The following is a 25772-nucleotide window of genomic DNA, read 5'->3' as shown; positions in this document are numbered from 1 at the left end:
GCCGTCGTAGCAGACGGACACACGGCGCAATGGTCGCGCGGCGGCCCGTAATCTGTTCACATGCCTCGTTTCGCACTCGATATAGACTCCGTTCCCCGCCCTGTCCGTTCCCAGTCGCTTTTGGACGCTGTGAACCACCGGGTGGTCATCGGCGACGGTGCGATGGGCACCATGCTGCAGGGCCGCGAGCTGTCACTCGAGACTGACTTCCAAGGCCTGGAGGGCTGCAACGAGATCCTCAACGACACGCGCCCGGATGTCATCGGGGACATCCATGACGCTTACTTCGCGGTGGGAATCGACGCCGTCGAAACGAACACCTTCGGCGCGAACTGGTCGAACCTCTCCGACTACGGCATCGACGACCGGATTGCCGAACTCGCCCTGAAGGGCGCGAAAATCGCCCGTGAACGTGCCGAGGCCGCAGAAAGCGCAGACGGCCGGATCCGGTGGGTCCTGGGGTCGATGGGTCCGGGCACCAAGCTGCCCAGCCTCGGGCACACCAGCTACGACTACCTTAAGCAGACATTCGCCCTCCAGGCCGAAGGCCTCATCGACGGGGGAGCGGACGCCTTCCTCATCGAGACGAGCCAGGACCTCCTGCAGACCAAGGCAGCCGTGAATGGCTGCAAGCAGGCGATTGTGGCCCGCGGAGTCCGCCTCCCGATCATCGTCGAGGTGACGGTCGAAACCACCGGAACCATGCTGATGGGTTCTGAGATCGGTGCGGCACTCACCGCGCTTGAGCCCCTCGGCGTCGATGCCATCGGGCTGAACTGTGCCACCGGGCCCGATGAGATGAGCGAGCACCTGCGGCACCTGTCCAAGCAGTCCTCCGTGGCGATCGCCTGCATGCCCAACGCCGGCCTCCCCATCCTTACCGCCGACGGCGCGCACTACCCGCTCTCACCCAGTGAACTCGCCACCGCGCATGAGCAGTTCGTGCGGGAGTTCGGCCTTGGCCTGGTGGGCGGATGCTGTGGTACGACGCCGGAGCACATGGCCGCCGTCGTCGAGCGCCTTGCGCACTTCCGGGCAGACGGCGCGATCACCAGCGGCGGGAGGGGTTCCGACGGCGGCCGGCTTCCCACGGAGCGCGAAGCCGGCATCGCGTCGCTCTACCATCATGTGAATTTCGACCAGGAATCTGCGTACCTCGCCATTGGCGAGCGTACCAACGCGAATGGTTCGAAGGCGTTCCGCCACGCGATGCTGGAGGAGCGCTGGGACGATTGTGTCGACATTGCCCGCGAGCAGGTGCGCGTCGGCGCCCACCTGCTCGATGTGTGCATCGATTATGTGGGGCGCGACGGCGTAGCCGACATCAAGGAGGTCGTCTCACGTTTAGCGTCGGCCTCCACACTCCCGCTCGTCATCGACTCCACCGAACCGCCCGTCCTGCAGGCCGGGCTCGAACTCATCGGCGGACGCCCGGTGGTCAACTCCGTCAACTACGAGGACGGCGAAGGCCCCAACAGCCGCTTCGCGCGCATCATGCCTCTCGTGAAGGAACACGGCACCGCCGTGATCGCCCTGACCATCGACGAGGAGGGCCAGGCACGCACCACGGACGGCAAGGTGGCCATCGCCTCGCGCCTCGTCGACGCCCTGGTGGGCGAATGGGGAATGCGCGTCGAAGACATCATCGTCGACGCCCTTACGTTCCCGATCGCCACCGGCCAGGAGGAAACTCGCCGGGACGCCATCGAGACCATCGAGGCCATCCGCCAGATCACCACGAAGTATCCCGGCATCCAAACCACCCTCGGCGTCTCGAACGTGTCCTTTGGCCTGAACCCGGCAGCGCGCATCGTCCTGAACTCGGTGTTCCTGCACGAGGCTGTGCAGGCGGGCCTGACCAGCGGCATCATCGACGCGGCCAAAATCGTGCCGCTCGCTTCACTGCCGGAGGACCAGCGCAAGGTGGCGCTGGATCTCGTCTGGGACCTCCGCGAATACGACGCCGAGGGGAACCTCACGTACGACCCGCTGGCCAGCATGCTCGACCTTTTCGCCGGTGTCGACACGGCGGCGCTGAAGGACCAGCGCGCCGCCGAACTTGCGGCGCTGCCCACGGGCGAACGCCTGGCGCGGCGCATCATCGACGGCGAAGGCAAGGGCCTTGAAGACGACCTGGACCTGGCCCGTGCCGAGGGACTGACCCCGCTCGGCATCATCAACGACTACCTGCTCGAGGGCATGAAAGTTGTGGGCGAGCGCTTCGGTGCGGGCGAGATGCAGCTGCCGTTCGTGCTGCAGTCCGCCGAGGTGATGAAGGCTGCCGTCGCTCTGCTCGAACCGCACATGGAGAAGTCGGATGCGTCCGGCAAGGGCACCATGGTGATCGCCACCGTGCGCGGCGACGTGCACGACATCGGCAAGAACCTGGTGGACATCATCCTCACCAACAACGGCTACAAGGTGGTCAACCTTGGCATCAAGCAGCCGATGAGCGACATCATCGCCGCCGCCGAGGAACACGATGCGGATGTGATCGGGATGTCCGGCCTGCTCGTGAAGTCCACCGTCGTGATGAAAGAGAACCTCGAGGAACTGCAGTCCCGCGGGCTCGCGAAGCGGTGGCCGATCATCCTGGGCGGCGCGGCGCTGACCCGCGCTTACGTGGAGCAGGATCTGGCGGGGCAGTTTGAGGGCGAGGTCCGCTACGCGAAGGACGCCTTCGAAGGTCTGTCCCTCATGGAGCCGCTGGTGCAGGTCGCCCGCGGCGCTGACGCCGCAGAGGTCGGGCTGCCGGCCCTGAAGAAACGGATCCATAGGGGCGGCCCGAAGTTCAAGGTGACCGAGCCGGAGGCGATGCCCGGGCGTTCCGACGTCGCCGCCGACAACCCCGTGCCTTCGCCGCCCTTCTGGGGCACGCGGATCGTGCGCGGTGTGGCGCTCCACGACTTTGCGGCCTTCCTCGACGAACGCGCCACCTTCATGGGGCAGTGGGGGCTCAAGCCCGGCCGCGGCGAGGACGGCGCCTCCTATGAGGAACTGGTGGAACGCGAGGGCAGGCCGCGCCTGCGCTACTGGATGGACCGCATCCTCGGGGAGGGAATGCTCGACGCGTCCGTCGCCTACGGCTACTTCCCTGTGGTCTCCGAAGGGGAACAGGTAGTGGTGCTGCATCACGGGGAGGACCGCGACGGCGTCCTCGGCACCGCGGGCCTGCTCGCGCCCGACGGCGGATCAGGCGGCCCGCTCGGCACCGAGCGGCTGCGTTTCGACTTCCCGCGCCAGCGCCGCGACCGGCACCTGTGCCTCGCCGATTTCGTCCGCTCACGCGAAGCCGGGCAGATCGACGTCCTCCCGGTGCAGCTGGTCACCGCCGGCGGCAACGTCGACGAAGTGACGGCCAAGCTGTTCGCAGGCGACCACTACCGCGACTACTACGAGCTCAACGGCCTGGTCATGCAGCTCACCGAGGCGCTGGCGGAGTTCTGGCACGCGCGCATCCGGTCGGAGCTGGGTTTCGCAGCCGAGGATCCAAAGGACAAGGCAGGGCTGTTCAAACTCGACTACCGCGGCGCCCGCTTCTCGCTCGGCTACCCCGCCTGCCCCGACATGGAGGACCGCCGCAAGGTGGTGGAGCTGCTGAAGCCCGAGCGGATGGGCGTGGTCCTGAGCGATGAGCTGATGCTGCATCCCGAACAGTCCACCGATGCGTTTGTCTTCCACCACCCGGAGGCGAAGTACTTCAAGGTGTGAGCCGAAGCCGGTCTTTGGCTTAGATGGATAGGGTGTGGGCGGCCTGAGCGTCGTTGGCCTGTCCGCCCGCGCCGGAGACCGGCTTTACCCGCCGCAGTGCGGCAAGTATCGCCCGACCCACCATACTGATGCCGATGATCGTGGTGACGGCACGCAGGGTGTCCCAGCCCGCCGTCGACGTCAGGAGCGAGTAGAGCAGGAAACTGCTGAGGTTGGTGGCCAGCGGGGCCCCCGGCACATAGGAGATGCCGGTGCCCGCGCCCACTGCGAAGGGCCAGAACCACAGATTGGTCAGCAGCCCGAACACGTAGGATGCCACCGTGCCGTAACCGCGCAGCATCCATAGCTCGGCTCTCCCACGGACACGGCGGGGCAGCAGGCCGGCTCCGGCGCCCACCCAGGCGCAGGCAAAAATCTGGAACGGCGTCCAGGGCCCGATGCCACCCCACAGGGCGCTTGAGACGGCGATGGTGGCGGCTCCCAGGAGCAGGCCGAAACGGGCACCGAAGGCGCGGCCGGCCAGGATCAGCAGAATAAAGACTGCCTCGACGCCGCCGACGCCGGTGCTCGCCACCCGCACCACCGAACCGATGGCGGCCAGGACGCCGAGCAACGCGACCATGTGGGCGGAGCGGACCGAGCCGTCGAGGCAGACCACGACGGCGACGACGGCAAGGGGCGCCATGGCCAGCGCAGCATAGGGGACGGCCGCCGCGGCGTCCTCGGGGAGGGCCGCCGCGAGCAACGGCCAGCAAAACGCACCGAGAGCCACCAGGTTTGCCGCCGCAAGAACTGTGAGTTCGGCGGCCCGGGGCAACCGGATGCGGCGGTGTCTTTCGGGGCGTTGCATGTCTGTCCGGTCAGCGGCGCTCCACGCTGTGGATGCGCTACCTGCCACAGTGCCTGCCCGCGTGGCGGCTGCCCGGGTGGACGTCGCCTGCGTGGCAAGTCCATGGGCGGCAGTTGCCTGGTGGGGAACCGGGACAGCCGGTTCTGGGCTGCCGGGTGAGGGGGCCACGCCGTCGCGCATCGGGAGGATCCGGGCGCCGAGGCCATGGGCAAAGTCGAGATCGTGCGTGGCGATCAGCACCGCTGCACCCGCGTCCGCTGCGGTCCGCAGCGCCGACGCAACTGCTGCGCGCGCGGCGGGATCGAGTCCGCGGGTCGGCTCATCGATCAGGAGCACCTGCGGATCGTCCATGGTCTGCAGCGCGATCGCAAGGATCCTGCGTTCCCCGGCAGAGAGGTCCCGGGGATGCTCGTGTCCAAGCGGCATCCCGGCCTCCCCCCGCAACAGGGCAAGACGGGACGCCGCGGGCACCGGGGAGAGCTGCGCGCCGCCCGTGGCTGCAGGGCGGTGCCGGTTGATTCGGCGCAGGCCGTGCGCCTGGCGTTTCTCTGCCGCGCGGAGTTCTGCTGCGACGGTGTCCCTTGTGAAGAGGTCGTCAGAGGCATCCGGGACGAGGACCACGCGCCCGCCGTCCAGTGCGCCTTCGCCCCGGGTGCCCTCGCCGAGGGCGAGGGCCACCAGAAGCGATGACTTCCCTGCCCCGTTTGGGCCCACAACGGCTACGATTTCGCGGCGGTGCAGGGTAAGCGATGCATCGCGAACGAGCGGCTTGCCCCCGCGGTGCACCGACAGATTTGTCGCCGCCAGCACAGGCGGCCCTTCCGCCGGCCGCCCAACTGATTGTGCCGGCGTCGACCGGGCAACGGCCGAAGCCGGAACGGACGGTGCGGCGCCGGGTACTAAGGCACCGCCGTCGATGGTCCACCAGCCGTGCGCAACGGGTACCAGGGCATGCGCCCGGTGCTCCGCCACGATGACACAGACGCCCGCTTCGCAGGCGAGGGCGTTCAGCACGGCGATGACGCGTTCGCGCGCGGCCGGGTCAAGGTCGGCCAGCGGCTCGTCGACCAGAACCAGGGCAGGATGCTCCACCACAGCGGCGGCGATGGCGACGAGCGTAGCCTCACCCGCCGAGAGGGTGCTGAGGTTCCGGTCCAGAAGCCCTGAAACACCGATCCGCGCTGCGACTTCCGCGACCCGGGCCCTGGTGATGCCGGCTGGCACCCCGCGCAGTTCGAGCGCGAGGGCGATTTCGTCACGGACCCGTGTAGTGGCGAATGCGGCGCGGGGATTCTGCAGTACGACGCCGACGAGCCGGGCGGTGTCGCGCGGGGGCGCGGCCGCACGGTCCATCCCGGCGACGCTGACCGTGCCGGAAATCTCTCCGCCGTCGACGTGTGAGAGCAGGCCCGCGATACCCCGCAGGATGGTGGACTTGCCGGAACCCGTTGGCCCGGTGATGACCGAGATTGATCCGCCCGATGGCCTGAATTCCGCCACGTGCAGCTGGGTGCTGCCGATGCGGAACTGTGCGTCCCGGACGATCAAAGGTGTTGCGGTCCCGTGGCCGGGGTGGTGTGCTGCCCGGCTCGCGAAGCCGCGCAGCTCCAGCGCCGCGGCAACCCTGCCGGCGTGTTCGAGCGTCCGTTCGAGCACGGGAACGAGGGCGCGGGGTCCGAAGCGTTCGTCCCGCAACCGGAAGGCCAGGCGGACGGAGCTCACGGCGTCGGAGAGTGCGGGGAGCGCCGCCCAGGCCACCACGAGCATCCTGGCCATGCCCTGCATGGGGCCGCCACGGGCCAGGAGAACAAAGCCGCGGGCCACATCCACGCAGGCGTTGAGGAGACCGAAACCGAAGATCATGCCGGCAATCGGCAGGGCGGACAGGACCGCCTCCGCCAGGCCTTGTGCTGTTACCGGGCCGAAGAGGACCACATGGGCGTACGGGGCAGGCAGCTGGATCGCCGGAATGTTGAACAGAACCGTGTCACCGATGCCCGCCCCGTTAAAGAGGATGCGGTAGATGACCCGCGCCGCGATGAATACGACGGCGAGCGCCGTCCCTGCGCGTAACGGCGCGGGCCGAAAGGTCACGCCGCGGGGGCGGCCGGTGCGCCGTCGACCGTGAAGAGCAGTTCCAGGCTCTGTCCCGGGCTGACCTTCAGGGTGGCGAGGCCTTCCTGGGCGTAGGCCCAGGCGCCGGAGGCCGGCTTAACCCACAGCGACCAGTAGGCGAAGGCGGCGGGCATCTTCTTGCATTCTTCCCGGTACGTGCCGCCCTTGTGGGTGATGTCGAAGTCTGCGGCGGGAACGCCGTTGACACGGCACGCCAGTTCCTTGGGATATGCGTCAGTGCCCTCGGTCTTCACCTTTGCCTCGTCGAGCACCTTGGAAGCGAGGGTCGGCGCGTCCACGGGGACGCAGACGGACGTGTCGGCGGCGGCCTGCTTCAGGGCGCCGGAATCGACGATGACCCGCACCCCGGTGCACGGCCCGGAGGCGGCACTGGATGAAGCTGAAGCCGTTGCCGGCGAAACCGGGGCAGAGGTACTTGGCTGGGTGGCGGCCGGTGTGGAACAGGCGGCGAGGGAAAACAGGAGACCGGCGGCGGCGAGTGAGCCCGCGGCGGCGGTGCGGATCGTAGTCAATGTCACCTGTCAAGGTTAGGGCTTGCCTGTCCGTATCTAGATGCCGTCGCGTTGTGTGACGCTAAGGGTGCCGGGATCGCAGGCGTTGGGTGATGGCGCGGGATGCGGTGATCAGAAGTGGGCCGATGGTAGATTGCGCCTGGGGATAGCCGTTGGACCCTATGACCGCCGGATGTCTCAGCTTCGGGCGGGACCGACGAACGAAGTCGAGGTAAACATGGAGATCAAGCCGGAAGTCGGCGTACCTTGTGCGGGGACCTGGCAAGTCGAGCCGCTGGATGGGGTGGTGCAGCGGCTACTGCCGACCGGACAAAGGCCGAACCGCCCCTGGATCGTAGCCGTAGACGGGAGGAGCGGGGCAGGCAAGACCACGCTCGTGGAGCGCCTGATGGCTCGAGTGCCGGCCTCGGGCGTCGTCCACACGGATGACATAGCGTGGCATCTTTCGTTTTTTGACTGGGCCGCTGAACTCCGAGGCGGTGTGCTCGAGCCCCTGCTTCGGGGCGAGGCTGTCCATTACCGTCCGCCGGGCTGGGTGGCCCGAGGACGTCCCGGTGCCATTGCTCTACCCGCCGGGCGTTCAGTGGTGTGGGTGGAAGGGAGCGGATCATCACGCCAGGCCCTCGCCGACCTGGTCGACGCCTCGATCTGGGTGCAGTGCGGCAATGTTGAGGCCCGGCGTCGACTCCTGGCCAGGGACGGCGAGGAAGAATCAGGCCTGCACAGTGAGTGGGAAGAGCAAGAAATCCCCTTCCTGCTTGAAGACCGGCCGTGGGAGCGGGCTACGGTGATCGTGGCCGGAAGGCCTGCCCTGGAACACGATCCGGGCACCCAAGTAGTAACCGCTCAGGCTTCGCCACCAAACGCGGAGATCACCTGACGCAAGGGCCCATCGCCGATAGCGGGGGACTCCTGCAACCGGAGGATCAGGGCGCCGCAGTGGTTTGCAGCACCTTCGGCAGCCGGGGGCGGAGCGCGAGGTGCGGACCGCTTTGGAGGGCTTTTTGCAGGCGCGGAAGGTGGAGTTCGATGTCCCGCGCGACGGCATGCGCCACGGCCCAGTCGGCCAGCGCCAAGGCCAGCTCCAGTTCACTGCATAGCTGGTTCATTTTCAGCGCCCCGACCAGCCACGATTTCGTCTTTAGGTTAAGCGAGGCGTCCAATGCCAAATTCCTGTCCCGGCCGCCAACGGCGCGCACAATCCGTTCAACCAGGCGGGGGAGTAGGTCCACGTAATCAGCGATGAATGACTCAGCCGTTTCCGGTGATGCATCCTGCGCGAGCTTTTGTAGGTGCTGCTCGTCCAGCGTCAGCTTCAGTTCCACTTCCAGTTGCTTCCCCCTGCGCACTGCGCACTCCCTTCCGCCCACATCGGTGTGCATCACCGAGCCACGTGCCGGTCGCTGTGTCATGTACGCAGCTGTCGGCCGAATCGCCTGCCTTTTTGCAGGTTATGGCCAGAGTGCATGGCGGGCATCAAGGAGGGCACAGCAAACGCGCAGTATGGTGTCAAGAAAATGCGAGTCCCTTGTGTGGCTGTCCGTCCCGCGGGCCCATCGCATGCGTGCTAACCGCGCGGTGCCCGTTCCAGCGCCTCGAGGATCAAATCCAGCCCGTAGGCGAATTCGTTGCGGTAGTCGTAGCCAGGCTGCATGACGACCTGCGTGGCGATTTCGACCATGTGCGGGTACTCTCCGGTCGCGAACCGTTCCATGATCGGACCGGCCACCTCCGCCATGGGTTCGTTGCCTGCTATGGGCAGTGCGGCTTCCTGGAGTGCGAACCCGTAGATGTAGCTGTCCAGTAGCGAGTAGGCCCGAGCGGTCTGCTGCACCGTGAAGCCTGCCGCACGCAGCGTGGCCAGTGTCGCCTCGTGGTGCTTCAACGTCCCAGGGCCGGGAGCTTTACGGGATTCCAGCAGCCCGACCGCCCACGGATGCCGTTGCAGCACTTCCCGCGCCGAGCAAGCCCGGCGCCGCATCTGTTCCTTCCACTCCACGCCGGCCTCGGGAGTGTGGATCTCGGTGAAGACGAGATCCACAAGGCCGTCAAGAATCTGGTCCTTGTTGGCCACGTAGTAGTAGAGCGTCATGGGTTTGGTGCCCATGCTCTGGGCGAGAGAGCGGATCGACAGGGCGGCGATACCTTGCCTGTCTGCCAACTCCATGGCCTTCTGCAGAACCTTCTCGCGGCTTAGCCCCGGCCGGTCCCTGCGGCTGGCGCTTGCGTCCTTCATTTCTTCTCCTCCTGGCCCTTCCTCTTCCGTACAGCGTACGGTAATCTTTCTCGTACAGCGTACGAAAAGCCTGCACCGACGGAAGGGAACGCTATGAAAACGCAGGAGCGCACTCAGCGGGACGGCACCACAACCGTGGAAGACATGCGCGCGATTGTTCGGGACACCTATGGCGGGCCCGAGGTGACGCGTCTGGACCGGGTGTCCCGCCCGGAAATCAAGGGCGACGACGTGCTTGTGCGGGTCAGGGCGGCCGGCGTCGACCGCGGGATCTTGCACATGATGACCGGCCTGCCCTACCTGGGCCGGCTGGCGTTTGGTTTGCGGAAACCGAGGGAACGGGTTCTGGGCCTGGATCTCGCAGGAGTCGTAGAGGCGGTAGGCCCCAAAGTTACGAGGTTCGCCGTCGGCGATGCGGTGTACGGCAGCGGTCGTGGTTCCTACGCGGAGTACGCCGTTGCATCCGAGGGCAGGCTCGCCGCGAAGCCAGCCGCGCTTTCTTTCGAGCAGGCCGCGGCGGTGCCGGTTTCCGCGGTCACTGCCCTCCAGGGCCTGCGCGCCGGGAGGATCGGGGAGGGGCAGAAGGTGCTGGTCACCGGGGCGTCCGGCGGCGTCGGCAGCTACACCGTCCAGCTGGCCAAAGCCTTCGGTGCTCAGGTCACCGGAGCCTGCAGCACCGGAAAGGTGGAATTTGTCCGTGGCCTGGGCGCGGACAGCGTCATCGATTACACCCGTGAGGACTTCGCGGCAACAGGCCCGTATGACCTCATCCTGGACATCGCGGGAAACCCGCCGATCTCGCGGCTGCGCCGCGCCCTGACACCCACAGGAACGGCAGTCATTACCGGGGGAGAGGGTGGCGGGAAGCTGGCCGGGGGCCTGCATCGTCAGCTGGGCGCCACGGCACTGTCACCTTTCATCCGCCAACGGCTGACGACGTTTCTCGGCCTGGTCCGGGCTGCTGAGCTTCAGGACCTTGCCCCGCTCATACAGGCCGGAAAAATAGCGCCAGCCCTCGACCGGACGTTCATGCTGGCCGAGGCTCAGGACGCGCTTCGCTTCCTTGAGGACGGCAAGGTGTCCGGCAAGGTGGTGCTCACCGTGTGAAAGCCGTAAATGCGTATTCCCGCATCAGGATCCCGGTCGATGACGCAGGCATTGTTTTAGCCGGACTGCTTGCGCAGTGCTGCCCAGGCTTGGAAACCGCCGATGAGGTCGGTCGCACAGGTCAGCCCCAGCCGTTGCAGGGTGTGCGCAGCGAGGCTGGAGCTGTAGCCCTCATTGCAGACAACCACGATCCGCCGGGCGGGGTCGAGATCAACCGGCAGCCGGTGGGGGCTGGAAGGATCCAGCCGCCACTCGAGGACGTTTCGGTCAATGACGACAGCTCCCGGAAGATCACCGTCGCGGTCCCGCTGGTCGACCGGCCGCGTGTCAACAACAAGGGCGCCCGCTGCCATCTCCCGCTCAAGATCCGAAGCGTGAACACGCTGGAGGCCGGCGCGGCTCTCAAGCAGTAATTGGTTGATCGTGAGAGCCCCGGAGGAGTCACCCCGATCTGGACTGCGCTGGCAGGTCGCGGCGGCGTCGCCGGAGATAGGACACTGCTTCACCCTTTTCCTCGCTTTGCCTGCTGGCCGGTCGGTCGTTCCACCATGAAGCGACATCATGAGCTATTCGGGGCCCAATTTTCAAGGGTATGGAGGAAGTCAGATCAGCAGGAGATGCCATGGGCATTCTGGGTTGGCACCCCACCCAGGGGAGATGCGCAACGTACTACTTTACATAATGCTGATTATCGGCGTTATTGATGCAGCCGTAGAAGGGGCCCTCAGGCTCCACGGTCGCCGCCGAAATGAGCCGCACAAAAGCAGTTCATGGATGCTGTCTGCAGCGTTGCCGCTGACCGCACCACGCCGAGTTGGGCGCCGGATGTTGCGGCGCCGGTTGTCGCGGCGCCGTCGGGGCGTGGTGGCCTTCACGTTCTGCGTGCGTCCGCATCGTTCGGCAGGAATACGTGAACGTGCTCTGATCCAGTTGCCAGCCCCGAGCTCTTGCGCCGCAAGGCAGCGATCCCGCAGCGACGCTACTTTTCCCATTACTTGACATAATGTTGGACAGGTACTCCCAGTGACCTCAGAGCCGGCCTGCCCATGATTGCCTGGAAGATCGTCGTCGTCGCACTGATAACGTTCACGGCGAGCTTCGTTGCCGCGGCAGCCATCGCCCAGGTTGCCATGAACTTCTGATGCAGGCCGAAAGGAAGGAACCCATGCTGATCACCAACGTCCGTCCGTGGGGCGGTGACGCCGTGGACGTCGAGGTCCGGGAGGGACGGATCGCTGCCCTGCACCCCGGGGGGACCGCCGTCGAAAATGCCGGGGATGCCGGCGAGGCCGTCGACGGGCGCAACCGGATCGCGCTTCCCGCGTTCACCGACGTCCATGTCCACCTCGATTCCACCCGGATCGGGCTGCCCTTCCGGGAGCACACGGGCGCGCCCGGCGTGTGGAACATGATGCGCAACGACCGCGAGCACTGGCGTGACACGCCTGTCCCCTACCCGGAAGTGGTGGCAGGAACGCTGGAGCGGATGATTGCCCGGGGCACCACGCGGGTCCGCTCCTACGCCCAGATCGACGTCGACTGCAAACTTGAGCGCTTCGAGGCCGTCATGGCTGCCAAAGAACGCTACGGGGACGCCGCAACTGTGGAGATCATGGCCTTCCCGCAGGCCGGACTCCTGCTGGAGGACGGTACCGTCCCCCTCCTGGAGGACGCCCTCCGCGCAGGTGCCACGACCATCGGCGGCATTGATCCCTGCCAGCTGGACCGCGACCCGGTGCGACACCTGGACATCGTTTTCGGCCTCGCCGAAAAGTACGGGGTCGACGTCGACATCCACCTCCACGAGCCCGGCCACCTCGGCGTGTTCAGCGCCGAGCTCATCTTCGAACGCACCAGGGCACTGGGCATGGAAGGACGCGTCTCGCTCTCCCACGCCTATGAACTGGCCAACGTCCACCCCGACGTGACCGCCCGGCTCGTGGAACAGATGGCCGAACTGGACGTTGCCTGGGCGACCGTGGCCCCGGCAAGCGGCGGCACCCAGTTCGACCTGGCGCAGATGACCGGCGCCGGGATCCGGGTAGGGCTGGGCGAGGACGGCCAGCGGGACTACTGGAGCCCCTATGGCAACTGCGACATGCTCGACCGCACGTGGCAGCTGGCGTTCACGCACCGGCTGCGGAAGGACCGGCTGATCGGGCACTGCGCGGCGATCGCCACCATCGGCGGCGCCTCGATCATGGACCGCTCGGTCCAGCGCCTCACGAGCCCGGACGACCGGCCGGGCCTGGCGGTTGGTGACCTGGCGGACATCGTCCTCGTGGACGGCGAAACCGTCACGAGCACCGTCATGGACCGGGGCGCTGACCGCACCGTCATCCACAAGGGCAGGGTCGTCGCCGACGGCCTGTCCGTCCTGCCAACCACCGCGGGGTGACCCGCCGGACTGTCAGCTGGCGCCGACGTAGGCCGCGAGGTGCTCGCCTGTCAGCGTTGCACGGCCGGCCACCAGATCGGCCGGCGATCCCTCGAAGACGATCCTGCCGCCGTCGTGCCCGGCGCCGGGGCCGAGGTCGATGATCCAGTCGGCGTGGGCCATGACCGCCTGGTGGTGTTCGATGACGATCACTGACTTGCCCGAATCGACCAGCCGGTCCAACAGTCCCAGCAGGTTTTCGACGTCGGCCAGGTGCAGGCCCGTGGTGGGCTCGTCGAGGATGTAGACGTCACCCTTGTCCGCCATCTGCGCGGCCAGCTTGAGCCGCTGCCGCTCGCCGCCGGACAGCGTGGTGAGCGGCTGGCCGAGGGTAAGGTAGCCCAGCCCCACGTCGGCAAGCCGGTCGAGGATCTTGTGGGCTGCCGGCGTGCGGGCATCGCCGTCCTCGAAAAACTCCTCCGCTTCCGCCACCGACATGGCCAGCACCTCGGCGATGTTCCGCCCGCCCAGGGTGAACTCCAGCACCGCTGCCTGGAACCGCTTGCCGTCGCACTCCTCGCAGGTGGTCTCGACGGTGGCCATGACGCCCAGGTCCGTGTAGATGACCCCGGCACCGTTGCAGGTGGGGCAGGCGCCCTCGGAGTTGGAACTGAACAGGGCCGGCTTCACGCCGTTGGCTTTGGCAAACGCCTTGCGGATCGGTTCGAGCAGCCCGGTGTAGGTGGCGGGGTTGCTGCGGCGGGAACCCCGGATGCCGGTCTGGTCGATCACCACCACGCCCTCGCGCTTGGCGACCGAGCCGTGGATCAGCGAGCTCTTGCCGGAGCCGGCCACGCCGGTCAGCACGCAGAGCACGCCGAGCGGGATGTCGACGTCGACGTTCTTGAGGTTGTTCGTCGACGCCCCGCGGATCTCCAGGGCGCCCGAAGCCGGCCGCACCGAGTCCTTGAGCTGTGCCCGGTCATCGAGGTGCCGGCCCGTGATGGTGCCGCTCCCCCGCAGCCCGTCCACGGTCCCTTCGAAGCAGACGGTGCCGCCGCCGGTGCCGGCACCCGGCCCGAGATCGACGATGTGGTCGGCAATGGCAATGCTCTCCGGCTTGTGCTCCACGACGAGCACCGTGTTTCCCTTGTCACGGAGCTGGAGGAGGAGGGAGTTCATCCGTTCGATGTCGTGCGGGTGCAGGCCGATCGTGGGTTCGTCGAAAACGTACGTGACATCGGTGAGGGACGAGCCGAGGTGGCGGATCATCTTGGTGCGCTGCGACTCGCCGCCGGACAGGGTGCCCGAGGGCCGGTCCAGGGACAGGTAGCCCAGCCCGATTTCGGCGAACGAGTCCAGCAGGTGCTGGAGGTTGGCAAGCAGCGGCGCCACAGAGGGTTCATCCAGGCCGCGGACCCAGTCGGCGAGGTCGGTGATCTGCATGGCGCAGACGTCGGCAATGTTCTTGCCCTTGATCTTCGACGACAGCGCTTCCTGGCTCAGCCGGGTGCCGCCGCAGTCCGGACAGGTGGTGAAGGTGATGGCCCGTTCCACGAAGGCGCGCACGTGCGGCTGCAGCGCGTCCACGTCCTTGGAAAGCATCGACTTCTGGATCTTGGGGATGATGCCCTCGTAGGTCAGGTTGATGCCCTCGACCTTGATTTTGGTCGGCTCCTTGTACAGCAGGTCATGGAGTTCCTTCTTGGTGAACTTACTGATCGGCTTGTCCATGTTGAAGCCGGCGCCGGCGAAGATCCGGCCGTACCAGCCGTCCATGCTGTAGCCGGGTATGGTCAGGGCGCCCGCACTGAGCGACTTGCTGTCGTCGTACAGTGCCGTAAGGTCGAAGTCGCTGACGTTCCCCATGCCCTCGCAGCGCGGGCACATGCCGCCGAGCCGGTTGAACGTCGCCTTCTCCGCCCTGGTCTTGTTGCCGCGCTCCACGGTGATCGCGCCGCTGGCCTTCACTGTCGGGATGTTGAAGGAGTACGCGTTGGGTGAGCCGATGTGCGGATCGCCAAGCCTGCTGAAAAGGATCCGCAGCATTGCGTTGGCGTCTGTCGCCGTGCCCACGGTGGAACGCGGGTTGGCGCCCATGCGCTCCTGGTCAACGATGATCGCCGTGGTCAGGCCCTCCAGCACGTCGACGTCGGGCCGGGACAGCGTGGGCATGAAGCCCTGCACGAACGCGCTGTAGGTTTCGTTGATCATCCGCTGCGACTCCGCGGCGATGGTGCCGAACACCAGCGAGCTCTTGCCTGAACCTGAAACACCGGTGAATACGGTCAGGCGGCGCTTGGGGATCTCAACGCTGACATCCTTGAGGTTGTTCACGCGCGCGCCCTGCACCCGGATCAGGTCGTGGCCGTCGGCGGTGTGCAGTCCGGATGACTGTGCGTCCGTCCTGGTGGTTATGGTCATCGTGTCCCCATCTGGTAGGCGGATAGCGGGCTGGCGCCAGGCGGCCGGCCGGAGGCCGCCGGCGCGCGCACCATGTCTGATTCTTGTTCCTCGGCGCGGTTGCGGCAACAGTAGGACCGTACGACGGCGGGAACACTGTACGACGGCGGCCGGGCGCGTCTGCCGCGCCCGCCGGCTGCCGTCGTCGTGCTTTTGAAGAGAAGGACCTACCGGACCTCGTTGATGCGGATCAGGTTGCCCGCCGGGTCGCGGAACGCGCAGTCGCGGACGCCGTACGGCTGGTCGGTGGGCTCCTGGACCACCTCGGCGCCGCTGGCCTGCACCTTGTCGAAGGTGCCGTCGAGGTCCGGGGTGCCGAGGACCAGGCGCGCGTAGGTGCCCTTGGCCATCATTTCGGCAATCGTCCGCCGCTCGTCCTCCGTGATGCCAGGATCGGCGGCCGGCGGTTCCAGGACCACAGAGGTGCCGGGCTGGTCGGGCGGACCCAGAGTGAGCCAGCGCATCCCACCGTACCCCACGTCGTTGCGGAGTTCGAAACCCAGGGTGTCGCGGTAGAACGCCAGGGACGCATCGGCGTCGTTATGCGGAAGGAACGTGTAGTGAATGGTGAGGTTCATGCCGCCAGTCTAGGGACGGCCGGGCAGGACCGCTTCTCGATTCCTGACCGGTCTGCTGACCTGTTTCACCACGCAGGCCGGCATGCCCGCCGTCTCCCCCGCCGCTTGCGTCCGGTACACACTGGGCGGCATCCCGACCAGCTCCGTGAAACGGCTGCTGAACGTGCCCAGCGAGGAACAGCCGACGGCGAAGCACACCTCGGTGACGCTGAGGTCGCCGCGCCGCAGCAGCGACATCGCCCGCTCGATGCGACGTGTCATCAGGTAGGAGTACGGGGACTCGCCGTAGGCCTCCCGGAACTGCCGGCTCAGATGCCCGGCCGAAATGTTCACGCCGCGGGCCAGCGCCTCCACGTCCATGGGCTGGGCGTACTCCCGGTCGATGCGGTCACGGACACGGCGGAGCCGAGCCAGATCCTCCAGGCGCTGCGTTGCGGCGGGTTTGCTGGTCACAGTCGCGATGGTGCTACCTCCTGCCGGAGTTGTCCAGTCCAATCCATTGTCTTAACCGTCCGGCCTCGTTAAGAATGAACGAATGACGGTCTATGTGAGAGCTCTTGAAACCGCAGTTCCTCCGACCCTGCTCATCCAGCATGAGGCCCGCGATGTGTTTGCCGCCCAGCCCGGGCTGACACGGCTTGGCTCCCGGCTAGTGACCACGTGCTTCGACTCCGCGGCCATCGATACCCGGTACACCGCGGTGCGCGAGCTGACCCTGGACTCCAGCGCCGAAAACCCGCAGTTCTTTGATCCCCAGACCGGCCTGCTGCGCAGCCCCAGCACCAAGGCGCGCAACAACCTCTTCGCCGAAGAGGCAACGAAGCTCTTCATCGAAGCGGCCGACGCCGCCGTTTCCAAATGCGACGGCATCGGCCCGCAGGACATCACCCACCTCGTGACGGTGTCCTGCACCGGATTCTTCAATCCCGGGCCGGACTACAAGATCGTCCGCGCCCTGGGCCTCAACCCTGCCGTACAGCGCTACCACCTCGGCTTCATGGGCTGCTATGCCGCATTCCCGGCGCTGCGTGCGGCCAAGTCCTTCTGCGAGGCTGACCCGGCGGCGGTGGTGCTCGTCGTGTGCGCCGAACTGTGCTCGCTGCATGTCCGGACCTCCAACGATCCGGACACCATCATGGGGTCGGCGCTGTTCGCGGACGGCGCCGCAGCCGCGGTGGTGACGGCCCGGGAGGACCTGCCGTCTCCGCCGTTGCTCCGGCTGGACCACTTCGAAACCGTCCTGACACCGGTGGGCGAGGACTCGATGGCGTGGAACATCGGCGACGAAGGCTTTGAGATGGTGCTCGGCAACTATGTCCCGCACATCATCGATGACCACATCGTCGGCGCGCTCGAGCCGCTGCTGGCACGCGATCCCTCACTCAGGGAACTCGCCTACCGCGACATCACCCACTGGGGCATCCACCCGGGCGGCCGCAGCATACTGGACAAGGTGCAGTCCCGGCTGGACCTCACCGACGAGCAGCTGCTTCCGGCCCGCGAAACGCTGAGGAACTACGGCAACATGAGCAGCGCCACGGTGCTCTTCGTCCTCAGGCATATTCTGGATCTTCCGCCGCGGGAGGGGGACGAACGCGTCTGCTCCATGGCCTTCGGGCCGGGCCTCACGGTGGAGACCGGGCTGTTCACCAAGGTGAAGCGGCCGGTGGATGAGCCCGGTGACGCCGGCGGGGCGGGCGAGGTCGGCCGGGCCATCGCCGGCGAGGCCGAACCGTCCCTGGCCTGAGGCGGGTGAGGATCCTGGGCGGCGGACGCGCCACCCTCGTTGGCCCCGGCTTTCTCGGCGGGAGGGACACGGCAGCCGTTGAGGACATGGACCGGCCGGACTGCGACCCCGACCGGCTGCAGCGCACCTACCAGCAGTTTGGCCTGGTCAACCGCGTGGTCGCCGGGTGGCGCCGGCTGTACCGCAGCAGAGTCCGCCCGCAGCTGGCAGGCTCCGAAGAGGCAACCCTGCTGGACGTCGGCTGCGGCGGCGGCGACCTGGCCCTGATGCTCGCCGGCTGGGCGGCCAGGGACGGGATCCCGCTTCATGTCACGGGAATTGACCCGGACGCCAGGGCGTACCGGTTCGCGGCCGGCCGCGAACCCCTGCCCGGAGTCGAGTTCCGGCAGGCCAGCAGCGGCGACCTGCTCGCCGAAGGCAAACAGTACGACGTCGTCATCTCCAACCACGTGCTGCATCACCTGACCGCCGCGGAACTGCAGTCCTTCCTGGACGACTCCGCCGGGCTCACCCGCCGCCTGGCGCTGCACAACGACCTCCGGCGCAGCGCTGCTGCCTATGCGCTGTTCAGCGCCGGTGCCCTGCCGCTCACCGGCTCCTATATCCGGCGGGACGGGCTGACCTCGATCAGGCGCAGCTACACCGTCCCGGAGCTGGCTGCCGTCGTCCCCGCGGGCTGGACGGCGGAACCGCACTCCCCGTTCCACTGCCTCCTCAGCTACCGGCGGCACGACACCTGCCTTCAGGGCGGCACCTACCGGCAGGACCAGGGATGACCGACGTGCTGATCGTGGGCGGCGGGCCGGTGGGACTCTTCCTCGGCTCGCTGCTCCTGCAGCAGGGGGTTGCGGTTCGGGTGCTGGAAAAGCGCCCCGGACGGAACGCCCACACCCGGGCCATCGGCATCCATCCGCCGGCGCTCGCCGCCCTGGACCGCATCGGCGTCGCCCGGGAGCTGATCGGACGGGGCGTGCCCATCCGCCAGGGGTTCGCCGTGAGCAGGGGACGGCGGATCGCCCGCATGCCGTTTGCTCCGGTCTCAAGCCGGTATCCGTTCGTGCTCGCGGTGCCGCAGCCTGTGACGGAAGAAATCCTGGAGCGGCGGCTCAGCGAACTGGACAGCGACGCGCTCGTCCGGAACGCGCGCGTGACAGGAATGCACGACGACGGCGGCCGGGTCATGCTCAGCGTCACCACTGACGGGACGTTCTCCAGCTGCACCGCCGGTTTCGTTGTGGGCGCCGACGGCGCCCGCTCGACGCTGCGGACCCTGCTGGGCATCGAGGCGCCTGAGAAGCTGTATCCCGACCACTACCTGATGGGTGACTTTCCCGAATCCAGTCCCTTCGGCAGCGACGCCGCGCTCTTCCTGGAAGGCGACGGAATCGTGGAGTCCTTCCCGCTACCCGGCAGCGTCCGCCGCTGGGTGGTCCGGCTGGGGAAACCGCCTGCGCGCCCCGATGCAGAGCAGCTGGCAGGACTCGTTGCCCGCCGGACCCGCCTGCACCTTGATGCCGCCGCGAACACCATGCTGAGCAGTTTCAGCGTCCGTTCCCGCCTCGCTGCGCGCATGGTGTCCGGCCGGACCGCGCTCATCGGCGACGCCGCGCACGAGATCAGCCCCATCGGCGGGCAGGGCATGAATCTTGGCTGGCTGGATGCCGAAGCGCTGCTGCCTGCCATCACCGCCGTTGTGCATGGCAAGCCCTCCATTGACTTGCTTCGGCGTTTCGACTCGGCCCGGCGCCGGGCGGCAGTTTCCGCCAGGCGCCAGGCCGAGGTGAACATGGCCCTGGGCAGGCCCCTCCCGGACGGCCTGCTGCGGCCCCGGAACGCGGCGATCGCCTGCGCCGCTGCGCTGCCGGCGTTCAACGCCCTGGTGGCGCGGCGTTTCACCATGCAGTGACCGGTTCCGTTCGGCAGCGTCTGGCTCCGTCATACAGTGACTAGGCTGTCCCCATGAGCCACGCATCCCCGCCCACGTCCTACAGCCCCGCCCGCATCCGGGAAACCGTGCAGGAACTGCTGGCCGCGGAGTCCCTTCCGCCCATCGTGCAGGCCGGCCACCCGGTCCTGAGGCAGCATGCGGCTCGCTTCGAGGGGCAGCTGGATCCGGCGGAACTCAGCCACCTGATTGTCCTGATGAGGAAGGTCATGCATGCCGCACCCGGCGTCGGCCTGGCGGCTCCGCAGCTGGGCATTCCGCTGCAGCTGGCCGTCCTGGAGGACCAGTTTGAGATCGACGGGGCCGTTGCCGCGGCCAGGGGCAGGGTGCCGCTGGAGTTCTTCGCCATGCTGAATCCTTCCTACTCCCCCGTGGGCGGCGCCACGGCCGCCTTCTTCGAAGGCTGCCTGTCGCTGTCCGGGCTGCAGGCTGTGGTGGAGCGTGCCGAAAGCGTGCGCCTGGAGTATGTAACGCCCGACGGCGGCCAGGTCACCAAGGACTTCAGCGGCTGGCAGGCGAGAATCGTGCAGCACGAAACCGACCACCTGCACGGCCGGCTTTACATTGACCGGGCCGAGCTTCGCTCGCTCAGCACCAACAGCGAGTACGCCGCGCGGTGGGCCGAGCCGGGCATCGGAACAGCCAGCCGGGAGCTCGGCTTCCCGGCCGGAGCCGGGGCTGGCCGGGAAGCCCCAACGGAACCTGCCGGAACGGACTAGCCGGTTTCACCCCGGTTGGTCTCGGTCGGCAGGTACTTTGCCCACCAGGCCAGGATGTGCTCAAAGCGCTGCCGCCGGTGGTGGGGCGTCCCGGTGCGGGACAGCTCGTGGTCCTCACCCGGGAACACGAGAAATGCGGAGTCGACGCCCTGCTGCTTGAGCGCCGTGAAGTAGCGCTGGCCCTGCTCCACCGGGCAGCGGAGATCATCCTCGCTGTGGATCACCAGCGTGGGTGTCCGGACCGCGGCGACGGTGGCCATGGGGCTTTGCGCGGCCACCTGCTCCGCTGCCGAGCCGACATACTCGCCGCCAAAGAACCAGCCGATGTCGGACGAGCCGGTGAAGCTCACCGGATCCAGGAAACCCCGCTCCACGATGGCTGCCCGGAACCGGTGGTCCTGGCTGATGGTCCACGCCGTCAGGTAGCCGCCGTAGGAGCCGCCCATGATCCCCAGGGCGCCGGCATCGAGGGCGGAGAACTTCTCCAGGCTCCCGTCGAGGAAGGCTAGCACGTCCTGCATGTCCACGGTGCCCATCCGCTCCTTGATGCTCCGTCCGTGGGCCTGGCCATACCCGGCCGAGCCGCGCGGATTGCACATCAGCACGGCGTAGCCGGCGGCGGCATACACCTGCGCCTCATCAAAAAACGCTGTGGTGTACTGCGCAAACGGGCCGCCGTGGATGTTCAGCAGCACCGGGTGCGGACCTTTCCCCGGCGGCAGGACAAGCCAGCCGTGGACGGGGTAACCGTCCGGCGCCGGGAACGTCACTTCCTGCGGCTCGATGATGCCCGCTTCGGTCCGCAGGGCGGCCGAGAAGTCGGTGAGCAGGCGAAGCTGGCCATCCTCCAGGACGGCCACGTCGCCGGCTGTCGCGGCGTCGCTGTAGCTGAGGAACACCGTGCCGCCGCCGTCCCCGGCCCCGCCGACCACCCGGTCACCGTGAACGAGGAGGGCATGGTCTCCCGTGGCGCTGAACTCAAGCAGCTCCACCGTTCCCTGGGCGGTATTGAGCACCAGCGCACTGTCCTTGCCGCGCAGGCCGATCGTGTCCCCGGGCGCTGCGACGTCCATGTTCTCGGCGTCGCTCAGGGCCCTGGCCTCGCCACCGGCGGACGGCATGACGTGCAGGACCGTGTTCTTGGCAACGAAGTCCTGGCCAGTGCCGCCCAGGTCCTGGGAGGTGAAGAACAGCCAGCGCCCGTCGGCAGATTGCCGGACGTCGGAAACCGTCTGGGCTCCCAGGCTGGCGACCGGCACCAAAGCCGGCGCGCCGCCGTCGGCCGCTACGCGGTAAATCCCCGTGACAAGGTCCTGGTCGGCGTCCTCGTGGAGGGCAGCCACGAAGTAGACGGCACTGCCGTCGCTGCTGAAGGTGGCGCCGGTGTGGTCGGTTGCCGCCGTTGTGAGCTGGCGTGCCGCCGGGAAGCCGCCGGCGTCCGCGCCGGCTTCTGCCGCGCGCTGGTCTTTGCCGTTCCCGTTTCCGGTTTGTAGGGCTGCCCGGCCCACGGGTTTGACCCAGGGCTCCCCGCCCAGTTCCGGAACGTCGAGCAGGAAAAGCTGCTGCGGCTTGTCCCGGGTGTAGCCCACGCCGTTCATCCGGTACTTGTAATCCGTAATCAGCCGGCCGTCCTCGGCGCCGGACCCGACGCCGTCGACAGTCCCGTAGCGGCCCTCGTCCGGTTCCCTGGAAGCGAAGACGATCCGGCTGGAATCCGGCGACCACGCAAAGGAACTGACGCCCATCTTCCTGTCGGTCAGGGCCTGGGGCTCACCGCCCGCTGCCTCCACCACGTGCAGCTGGGGCTTGCCTCCGGGTGCGGCGCGCAGGAAGGCCAGCACCCGGCCGTCCGGTGAGAAGGCCGGCGCCGTGTCGCGGAAGCCCCGGGTAACGCGCCGCGGAAGTTTTTCCGGATCCCGGGGCACACTCCACAGCTGCCCGACATAGGAATCGGCGCCAAAGTCCGGCCGGACAACGGACACGACGGCCCTGGTGCCGTCGGGAAGGACGGCGGGGGCGGAGACGGAATTCAGGAGCGGCAAATGTTCAGGCTTCACCCACGTGAGCCTAGCGGGTCGGGCAAGGGCGCGGAACGGCAGCGCCGGAAAACGCCTGCCCTAGGATTGTCCTCATGCTCCCGCGCCTTCCCGTTCTCCTTTGCCCCGTCTGCCGCCAGGAACTCCAGCCCGTCCACGACGGCGGCACCGGCAGGGTCAGGGGGCTGGCGTGCCGGGAGCGGCACAGTTTCGATGCAGCCCGGCAGGGGTACTTCAACCTCCTCGTGGGCAAGGGCACCTCCTTCGAATCGGACACGGCGGAGATGGTGGCGGCCCGGACGGCCTTCCTAGACGCCGGCCACTACCGGCCCCTTGCCGATGCACTCGCCCGTGCAGCCGCGCCGGCATTGAACGGCCCGGCTCCGACCGTGTTGGATTCCGGAACGGGGACGGGACACTACCTGCGGGCAATACTTGACTATCTGAACAGCCGCGATGCTCCGGGTAGCCGCGAAGGGCTTGCCGCCGTCGGGCTGGACATCTCCAAGTTCGCCCTTCGCCGTGCCGCCCGGCTCAACCCGGAGGCCATCAATCTGGTGGGCGACGTCTGGCAGCCGCTGCCCCTGCCCGACGCAGCTGTGGACGTCATCACCGTGGTGTTCGCGCCCCGCAACGCAGCCGAGTTCGCCCGCGTCCTCCGGCCCTCCGGCAGGCTCATCGTGGTGACACCGCGCGCCGGCCACCTCGGGGAAGTCGCCAGCCAGGCGGGAATGCTGGGGATCGATCCGGCGAAGGATGAGCGGCTGGCCGATGCCCTCGCCGGCCGCTTCTCGCCGCTGCAGACGCAGGACATCGACGTGGACCTGTCCCTTTCCCCCGCAGACGTCGCCAACCTTGCGCTCATGGGCCCGGCCGGCCACCACACCGGCCGCGCCGCACTGACAGAGAGACTGGCCGGTCTTCCGGCGGCCAGCAGGGTCTCCGCGAGGTTCCGGATCAGCATCTTCGTGCCCTCTGGAAGCGCTGCTCCATAACGGCTTGGCCACGTTCCTTCGCTGCCCGCCGATCCCCTGCCCGGCGCTCCTGCTTCGGTCTACGATGGAAGAAAGTCACTGAGGGTCTGCCCCGCAGCCCTCGGGATCAAGGGGGAACGGGATGTTTGAATGGCTTGGCCAAAACTGGTGGGCGCTGTGGCTCACCCTCTTCCTGGTGTTTGCCGCCGTGGAGATGCTGACCCTTGACCTGTTTTTCATCATGCTGGGCGGAGGTGCCCTGGCCGGCGTGGTGGCGGATTTCGCCGGCGCGGACCTGTGGCTTCAGGTCGTGGTGTTTTGCGTCGTCTCACTCCTCATGATCGCCTTCGTCCGCCCGGTGACACTCAAGCACCTGCACAAGGGACCGGCCGAACAGCGCACCAACATCGACCGCCTGATCGGCGAATCAGCTCTTGTCCTGGAGGCGGTGACCGTTACGGGCGGACGCGTGAAAATCGGCGGGGACATCTGGAGCGCGCGCTCCCAGTCCGGCATGCTTCCCGAAGGCCAGCGCGTGATCGTCTCTGCGATTGAAGGTGCGACGGCGGTCGTCTCACCCCAGGCCGAGACCGCCGTCCAGTAGGCGGCTCCCCTTAGGTTTCTGCTCCCGCCGCGGCGGGAGCGGTTTGCGGCGAGTTTTTCGCCAGGTCAGAGCTTCACTGAAAGTTGGGGACAAAGGAGAAGTATGGATAGTCCAGGCGGAGTCGCCCTCACGTTCGTGATGGTGGTCCTGATTATTTTCGTCATCATCGTGCTGGTCCGCTCGGTACGGATCGTGCCGCAGGCCAGGGCCGGCGTCGTGGAACGGCTGGGGAAATACCAGCGGACCCTCAATCCCGGCCTGACCCTCCTCATTCCCTTTGTGGACCGGCTCCTGCCGCTGCTGGACCTCCGCGAGCAGGTGGTGTCCTTCCCGCCGCAGCCCGTGATCACCGAGGATAACCTCGTGGTGTCGATCGATACCGTGGTGTACTTCCAGGTCACCGACCCGCGGGCTGCCACCTACGAGATCGCCAATTACATCCAGGCTGTGGAGCAGCTGACCACCACCACCCTGCGCAACGTGGTGGGCGGCCTGAACCTGGAAGAGGCGCTCACATCCCGCGACCAGATCAACGGCCAGCTGCGCGGTGTCCTGGATGAGGCCACGGGCCGCTGGGGTATCCGCGTTTCCCGGGTGGAGCTGAAGGCCATCGACCCACCGCACTCCATCCAGGACTCGATGGAGAAGCAGATGCGGGCAGAGCGCGACCGCCGCGCCGCCATCCTGACCGCCGAGGGAACCAAACAGTCAGCGATCCTGACGGCGGAAGGGCAGCGGCAGGCGGCCATCCTCAAGGCCGAGGGTGAAGCGAAGGCCGCCATCCTGCGCGCAGACGGTGAGTCGCAGGCCATCCAGAAGGTGTTCGACGCCATCCATAAGGGCAACCCGGACCAGAAGCTGCTGGCCTACCAGTACCTGCAGACGCTGCCGAAGCTCGCGGACGGCTCGTCCAACAAGCTGTGGATCATCCCCAGTGAGGTGGGAGAGGCACTTAAGGGCATTGGCAGTGCACTGGGCGGCACCAACCCTGATCCCCGCTCGGCTGACCTGTTCAAAACCCCGGATACCGGGCAGGACGGCAGCTAGGCCGGCCAGGGCACCGAGGCACCGGCCCGGCCCCAGGCCTAGCCATCCACCGCATCGCAAACGGGAGGCAGGCCGGAAGGCCTGTCTCCCGTTTGCTTGCCGCCACTTCGGATTGCTGCGCTGCTTCGGATTGCTGCGCTGGGCCGGAATCCGTATAATAGGATATTTGTCCGGCCGGATCAGTCCGTGCGGAACAACAATGCCTGGCGAAGCGTTTCACCTAGTGATGCTACGTGAACCACACCGTAGTCCGGAGGCACCCGTAACAGGGCTTCCGGCTAGCGCGGAGTCCGCTCCGCGAACCGATTAGAGGGAGAAATCATGAGCGATCGCAGCCTGCGGGGCATGCGTCTTGGCGCCCAAAGCATGGAGACCGAATCCGGCGTGGAGCCGGCTCCGCGTCAGCGGGTTGAGTACCGGTGCGAGGACGGCGAACAGGTTTTCGTAACCTTTTCCTCCGAAGCCGAAATTCCCCCTGTCTGGGTTTCCAAGACCGGCAAGGAAGCGCTGCTCGTTGATGGCGAACGCCCGGACACCAGCAACGAGAAGGCAGTGCGCACGCACTGGGACATGCTGCTGGAGCGCCGCTCGCTTCCCGAGCTGGAGCAGATCCTCGAAGACCGCCTCACCATCCTGCGCGAGCGTCGCGGCGAACGGCGTTCAGCCTGACCGCATCTGCTGAATAGCCGGCGCCCACAGCGAAAAGGCCGGATCCGCTGCACCTCGGGGT

General features: G+C 67.2%; 21 protein-coding genes. 12 read left to right on the top strand and 9 right to left on the bottom strand.

Annotation, left to right across the window (positions count from 1 at the left end; translation table 11 throughout):
* Positions 1-60 precede the first annotated feature (60 nt).
* Complete coding sequence (metH, locus tag ACFUTU_RS17215; RefSeq protein WP_377966425.1) at positions 61-3711, top strand: methionine synthase; 3651 nt, start codon at positions 61-63, stop codon at positions 3709-3711.
* 19 nt (positions 3712-3730) lie between these two features.
* Here the strand turns inward: metH and ACFUTU_RS17210 are convergent, their stop codons facing one another.
* Positions 3731-6655, bottom strand: a complete 2925-nt coding sequence (locus ACFUTU_RS17210; protein ID WP_377966423.1) for an ATP-binding cassette domain-containing protein — start codon at positions 6653-6655, stop codon at positions 3731-3733.
* Positions 6652-7215, bottom strand: a complete 564-nt coding sequence (locus tag ACFUTU_RS17205; protein ID WP_377966421.1) for a hypothetical protein — start codon at positions 7213-7215, stop codon at positions 6652-6654. Before ACFUTU_RS17205 ends, ACFUTU_RS17210 begins: the two co-directional genes overlap by 4 nt.
* A gap of 382 nt (positions 7216-7597) precedes the next feature.
* Between ACFUTU_RS17205 and ACFUTU_RS17200 the strand changes: the two genes are divergently transcribed.
* Positions 7598-8089, top strand: a complete 492-nt coding sequence (locus tag ACFUTU_RS17200; protein ID WP_377966419.1) for a hypothetical protein — start codon at positions 7598-7600, stop codon at positions 8087-8089.
* Positions 8090-8135: 46 nt separating this feature from the next.
* On the opposite strand, the gene ACFUTU_RS17195 is transcribed toward ACFUTU_RS17200, so the two are convergent.
* Together ACFUTU_RS17195 and ACFUTU_RS17190 are read right to left on the bottom strand one after the other, a co-directional pair.
* Positions 8136-8534, bottom strand: coding sequence for a hypothetical protein (locus ACFUTU_RS17195; protein WP_377966417.1), 399 nt, complete (start codon positions 8532-8534; stop codon positions 8136-8138).
* A 242-nt stretch (positions 8535-8776) separates the two neighbouring features.
* Entirely contained in the window at positions 8777-9445 is a 669-nt protein-coding gene (locus ACFUTU_RS17190; RefSeq protein ID WP_377966415.1) for a TetR/AcrR family transcriptional regulator, read from the bottom strand.
* Between the two features lie 93 nt (positions 9446-9538).
* Here ACFUTU_RS17190 and ACFUTU_RS17185 point away from each other — a divergent pair, with 93 nt between their 5' ends.
* On the top strand, positions 9539-10552 hold the full coding sequence (locus ACFUTU_RS17185) for an NAD(P)-dependent alcohol dehydrogenase (protein WP_377966413.1): 1014 nt from the start codon (positions 9539-9541) through the stop codon (positions 10550-10552).
* 56 nt (positions 10553-10608) lie between these two features.
* On the opposite strand, the gene ACFUTU_RS17180 is transcribed toward ACFUTU_RS17185, so the two are convergent.
* Complete coding sequence (locus tag ACFUTU_RS17180; protein WP_377966411.1) at positions 10609-11058, bottom strand: rhodanese-like domain-containing protein; 450 nt, start codon at positions 11056-11058, stop codon at positions 10609-10611.
* Between the two features lie 659 nt (positions 11059-11717).
* Here ACFUTU_RS17180 and ACFUTU_RS17175 point away from each other — a divergent pair.
* Complete coding sequence (locus ACFUTU_RS17175; RefSeq protein ID WP_377966409.1) at positions 11718-12950, top strand: amidohydrolase family protein; 1233 nt, start codon at positions 11718-11720, stop codon at positions 12948-12950.
* 12 nt (positions 12951-12962) lie between these two features.
* Here ACFUTU_RS17175 and ACFUTU_RS17170 read toward each other — a convergent pair whose 3' ends face one another.
* The 3 genes from ACFUTU_RS17170 to ACFUTU_RS17160 form a co-directional block, all read right to left on the bottom strand.
* Positions 12963-15353 carry an ATP-binding cassette domain-containing protein gene (locus ACFUTU_RS17170; RefSeq protein ID WP_377966407.1) on the bottom strand — a complete coding sequence of 797 codons (2391 nt, stop codon included), beginning with the start codon at positions 15351-15353 and terminating at the stop codon, positions 12963-12965.
* Positions 15354-15559: 206 nt separating this feature from the next.
* Positions 15560-15970: a VOC family protein gene (locus tag ACFUTU_RS17165; protein ID WP_377966405.1), complete on the bottom strand. Its 411-nt coding sequence runs from the start codon at positions 15968-15970 to the stop codon at positions 15560-15562.
* A gap of 9 nt (positions 15971-15979) precedes the next feature.
* A complete protein-coding gene (locus ACFUTU_RS17160; protein ID WP_377966403.1) occupies positions 15980-16423 on the bottom strand; it encodes a helix-turn-helix transcriptional regulator in 444 nt (147 codons plus the stop codon).
* A gap of 82 nt (positions 16424-16505) precedes the next feature.
* On the opposite strand from ACFUTU_RS17160, the gene ACFUTU_RS17155 reads away from it, so the two are divergent.
* The 4 genes from ACFUTU_RS17155 to ACFUTU_RS17140 are packed head-to-tail and all read left to right on the top strand — an operon-like array spanning position 16506 to position 20381.
* A complete protein-coding gene (locus ACFUTU_RS17155; RefSeq protein WP_377966401.1) occupies positions 16506-17717 on the top strand; it encodes a type III polyketide synthase in 1212 nt (403 codons plus the stop codon).
* A gap of 5 nt (positions 17718-17722) precedes the next feature.
* Complete coding sequence (locus ACFUTU_RS17150) at positions 17723-18493, top strand: class I SAM-dependent methyltransferase (RefSeq protein WP_377966399.1); 771 nt, start codon at positions 17723-17725, stop codon at positions 18491-18493.
* Complete coding sequence (locus tag ACFUTU_RS17145) at positions 18490-19623, top strand: FAD-dependent oxidoreductase (RefSeq protein ID WP_377966397.1); 1134 nt, start codon at positions 18490-18492, stop codon at positions 19621-19623. Before ACFUTU_RS17150 ends, ACFUTU_RS17145 begins: the two co-directional genes overlap by 4 nt.
* A 53-nt stretch (positions 19624-19676) precedes the next feature.
* Positions 19677-20381, top strand: a complete 705-nt coding sequence (locus ACFUTU_RS17140; protein ID WP_377966395.1) for a peptide deformylase — start codon at positions 19677-19679, stop codon at positions 20379-20381.
* Here the strand turns inward: ACFUTU_RS17140 and ACFUTU_RS17135 are convergent.
* On the bottom strand, positions 20378-22438 hold the full coding sequence (locus ACFUTU_RS17135; protein WP_377966393.1) for a S9 family peptidase: 2061 nt from the start codon (positions 22436-22438) through the stop codon (positions 20378-20380). The genes ACFUTU_RS17140 and ACFUTU_RS17135 overlap by 4 nt on opposite strands.
* A 74-nt stretch (positions 22439-22512) precedes the next feature.
* Here ACFUTU_RS17135 and ACFUTU_RS17130 point away from each other — a divergent pair, with 74 nt between their 5' ends.
* From ACFUTU_RS17130 to ACFUTU_RS17115, 4 genes are all read left to right on the top strand, one after another.
* The gene (locus ACFUTU_RS17130) at positions 22513-23412 is read left to right on the top strand and encodes a putative RNA methyltransferase (protein WP_377966391.1); all 900 of its coding nucleotides are present in this window, start codon (positions 22513-22515) and stop codon (positions 23410-23412) included.
* A gap of 121 nt (positions 23413-23533) precedes the next feature.
* Positions 23534-23995 carry an NfeD family protein gene (locus tag ACFUTU_RS17125; protein WP_377966389.1) on the top strand — a complete coding sequence of 154 codons (462 nt, stop codon included), beginning with the start codon at positions 23534-23536 and terminating at the stop codon, positions 23993-23995.
* Between the two features lie 102 nt (positions 23996-24097).
* Positions 24098-25042 (top strand): SPFH domain-containing protein, encoded by a 945-nt coding sequence (locus tag ACFUTU_RS17120; protein ID WP_377966387.1) that lies wholly within the window; start codon positions 24098-24100, stop codon positions 25040-25042.
* A 321-nt stretch (positions 25043-25363) separates the two neighbouring features.
* On the top strand, positions 25364-25711 hold the full coding sequence (locus tag ACFUTU_RS17115; protein ID WP_003802221.1) for an RNA polymerase-binding protein RbpA: 348 nt from the start codon (positions 25364-25366) through the stop codon (positions 25709-25711).
* The last annotated feature ends 61 nt before the right edge of the window (positions 25712-25772 follow it).

It is taken from the genome of Arthrobacter sp. NPDC057388 (assembly GCF_042668165.1).
Lineage (GTDB): Bacteria > Actinomycetota > Actinomycetes > Actinomycetales > Micrococcaceae > Arthrobacter.
Note: the sequence above shows the minus strand (reverse complement) of the source record. Positions and strands in the feature narration are given on the sequence as shown.

What these genes read in the sequence shown, in the direction of transcription:
- ACFUTU_RS17145 (WP_377966397.1), top strand. Translation starts at nt 18,490, where the DNA reads ATGACCGACGTGCTGATCGTGGGCGGCGGGCCGGTGGGACTCTTCCTC.
- ACFUTU_RS17125 (WP_377966389.1), top strand. Translation starts at nt 23,534, where the DNA reads ATGTTTGAATGGCTTGGCCAAAACTGGTGGGCGCTGTGGCTCACCCTC.
- ACFUTU_RS17155 (WP_377966401.1), top strand. Translation starts at nt 16,506, where the DNA reads ATGACGGTCTATGTGAGAGCTCTTGAAACCGCAGTTCCTCCGACCCTG.
- ACFUTU_RS17200 (WP_377966419.1), top strand. Translation starts at nt 7,598, where the DNA reads ATGGCTCGAGTGCCGGCCTCGGGCGTCGTCCACACGGATGACATAGCG.
- ACFUTU_RS17115 (WP_003802221.1), top strand. Translation starts at nt 25,364, where the DNA reads ATGAGCGATCGCAGCCTGCGGGGCATGCGTCTTGGCGCCCAAAGCATG.
- ACFUTU_RS17185 (WP_377966413.1), top strand. Translation starts at nt 9,539, where the DNA reads ATGAAAACGCAGGAGCGCACTCAGCGGGACGGCACCACAACCGTGGAA.
- ACFUTU_RS17120 (WP_377966387.1), top strand. Translation starts at nt 24,098, where the DNA reads ATGGATAGTCCAGGCGGAGTCGCCCTCACGTTCGTGATGGTGGTCCTG.
- ACFUTU_RS17175 (WP_377966409.1), top strand. Translation starts at nt 11,718, where the DNA reads ATGCTGATCACCAACGTCCGTCCGTGGGGCGGTGACGCCGTGGACGTC.
- ACFUTU_RS17140 (WP_377966395.1), top strand. Translation starts at nt 19,677, where the DNA reads ATGAGCCACGCATCCCCGCCCACGTCCTACAGCCCCGCCCGCATCCGG.
- ACFUTU_RS17170 (WP_377966407.1), bottom strand. Translation starts at nt 15,353, where the DNA reads ATGACCATAACCACCAGGACGGACGCACAGTCATCCGGACTGCACACC.
- ACFUTU_RS17130 (WP_377966391.1), top strand. Translation starts at nt 22,513, where the DNA reads ATGCTCCCGCGCCTTCCCGTTCTCCTTTGCCCCGTCTGCCGCCAGGAA.
- ACFUTU_RS17165 (WP_377966405.1), bottom strand. Translation starts at nt 15,970, where the DNA reads ATGAACCTCACCATTCACTACACGTTCCTTCCGCATAACGACGCCGAT.
- ACFUTU_RS17190 (WP_377966415.1), bottom strand. Translation starts at nt 9,445, where the DNA reads ATGAAGGACGCAAGCGCCAGCCGCAGGGACCGGCCGGGGCTAAGCCGC.
- metH (WP_377966425.1), top strand. Translation starts at nt 61, where the DNA reads ATGCCTCGTTTCGCACTCGATATAGACTCCGTTCCCCGCCCTGTCCGT.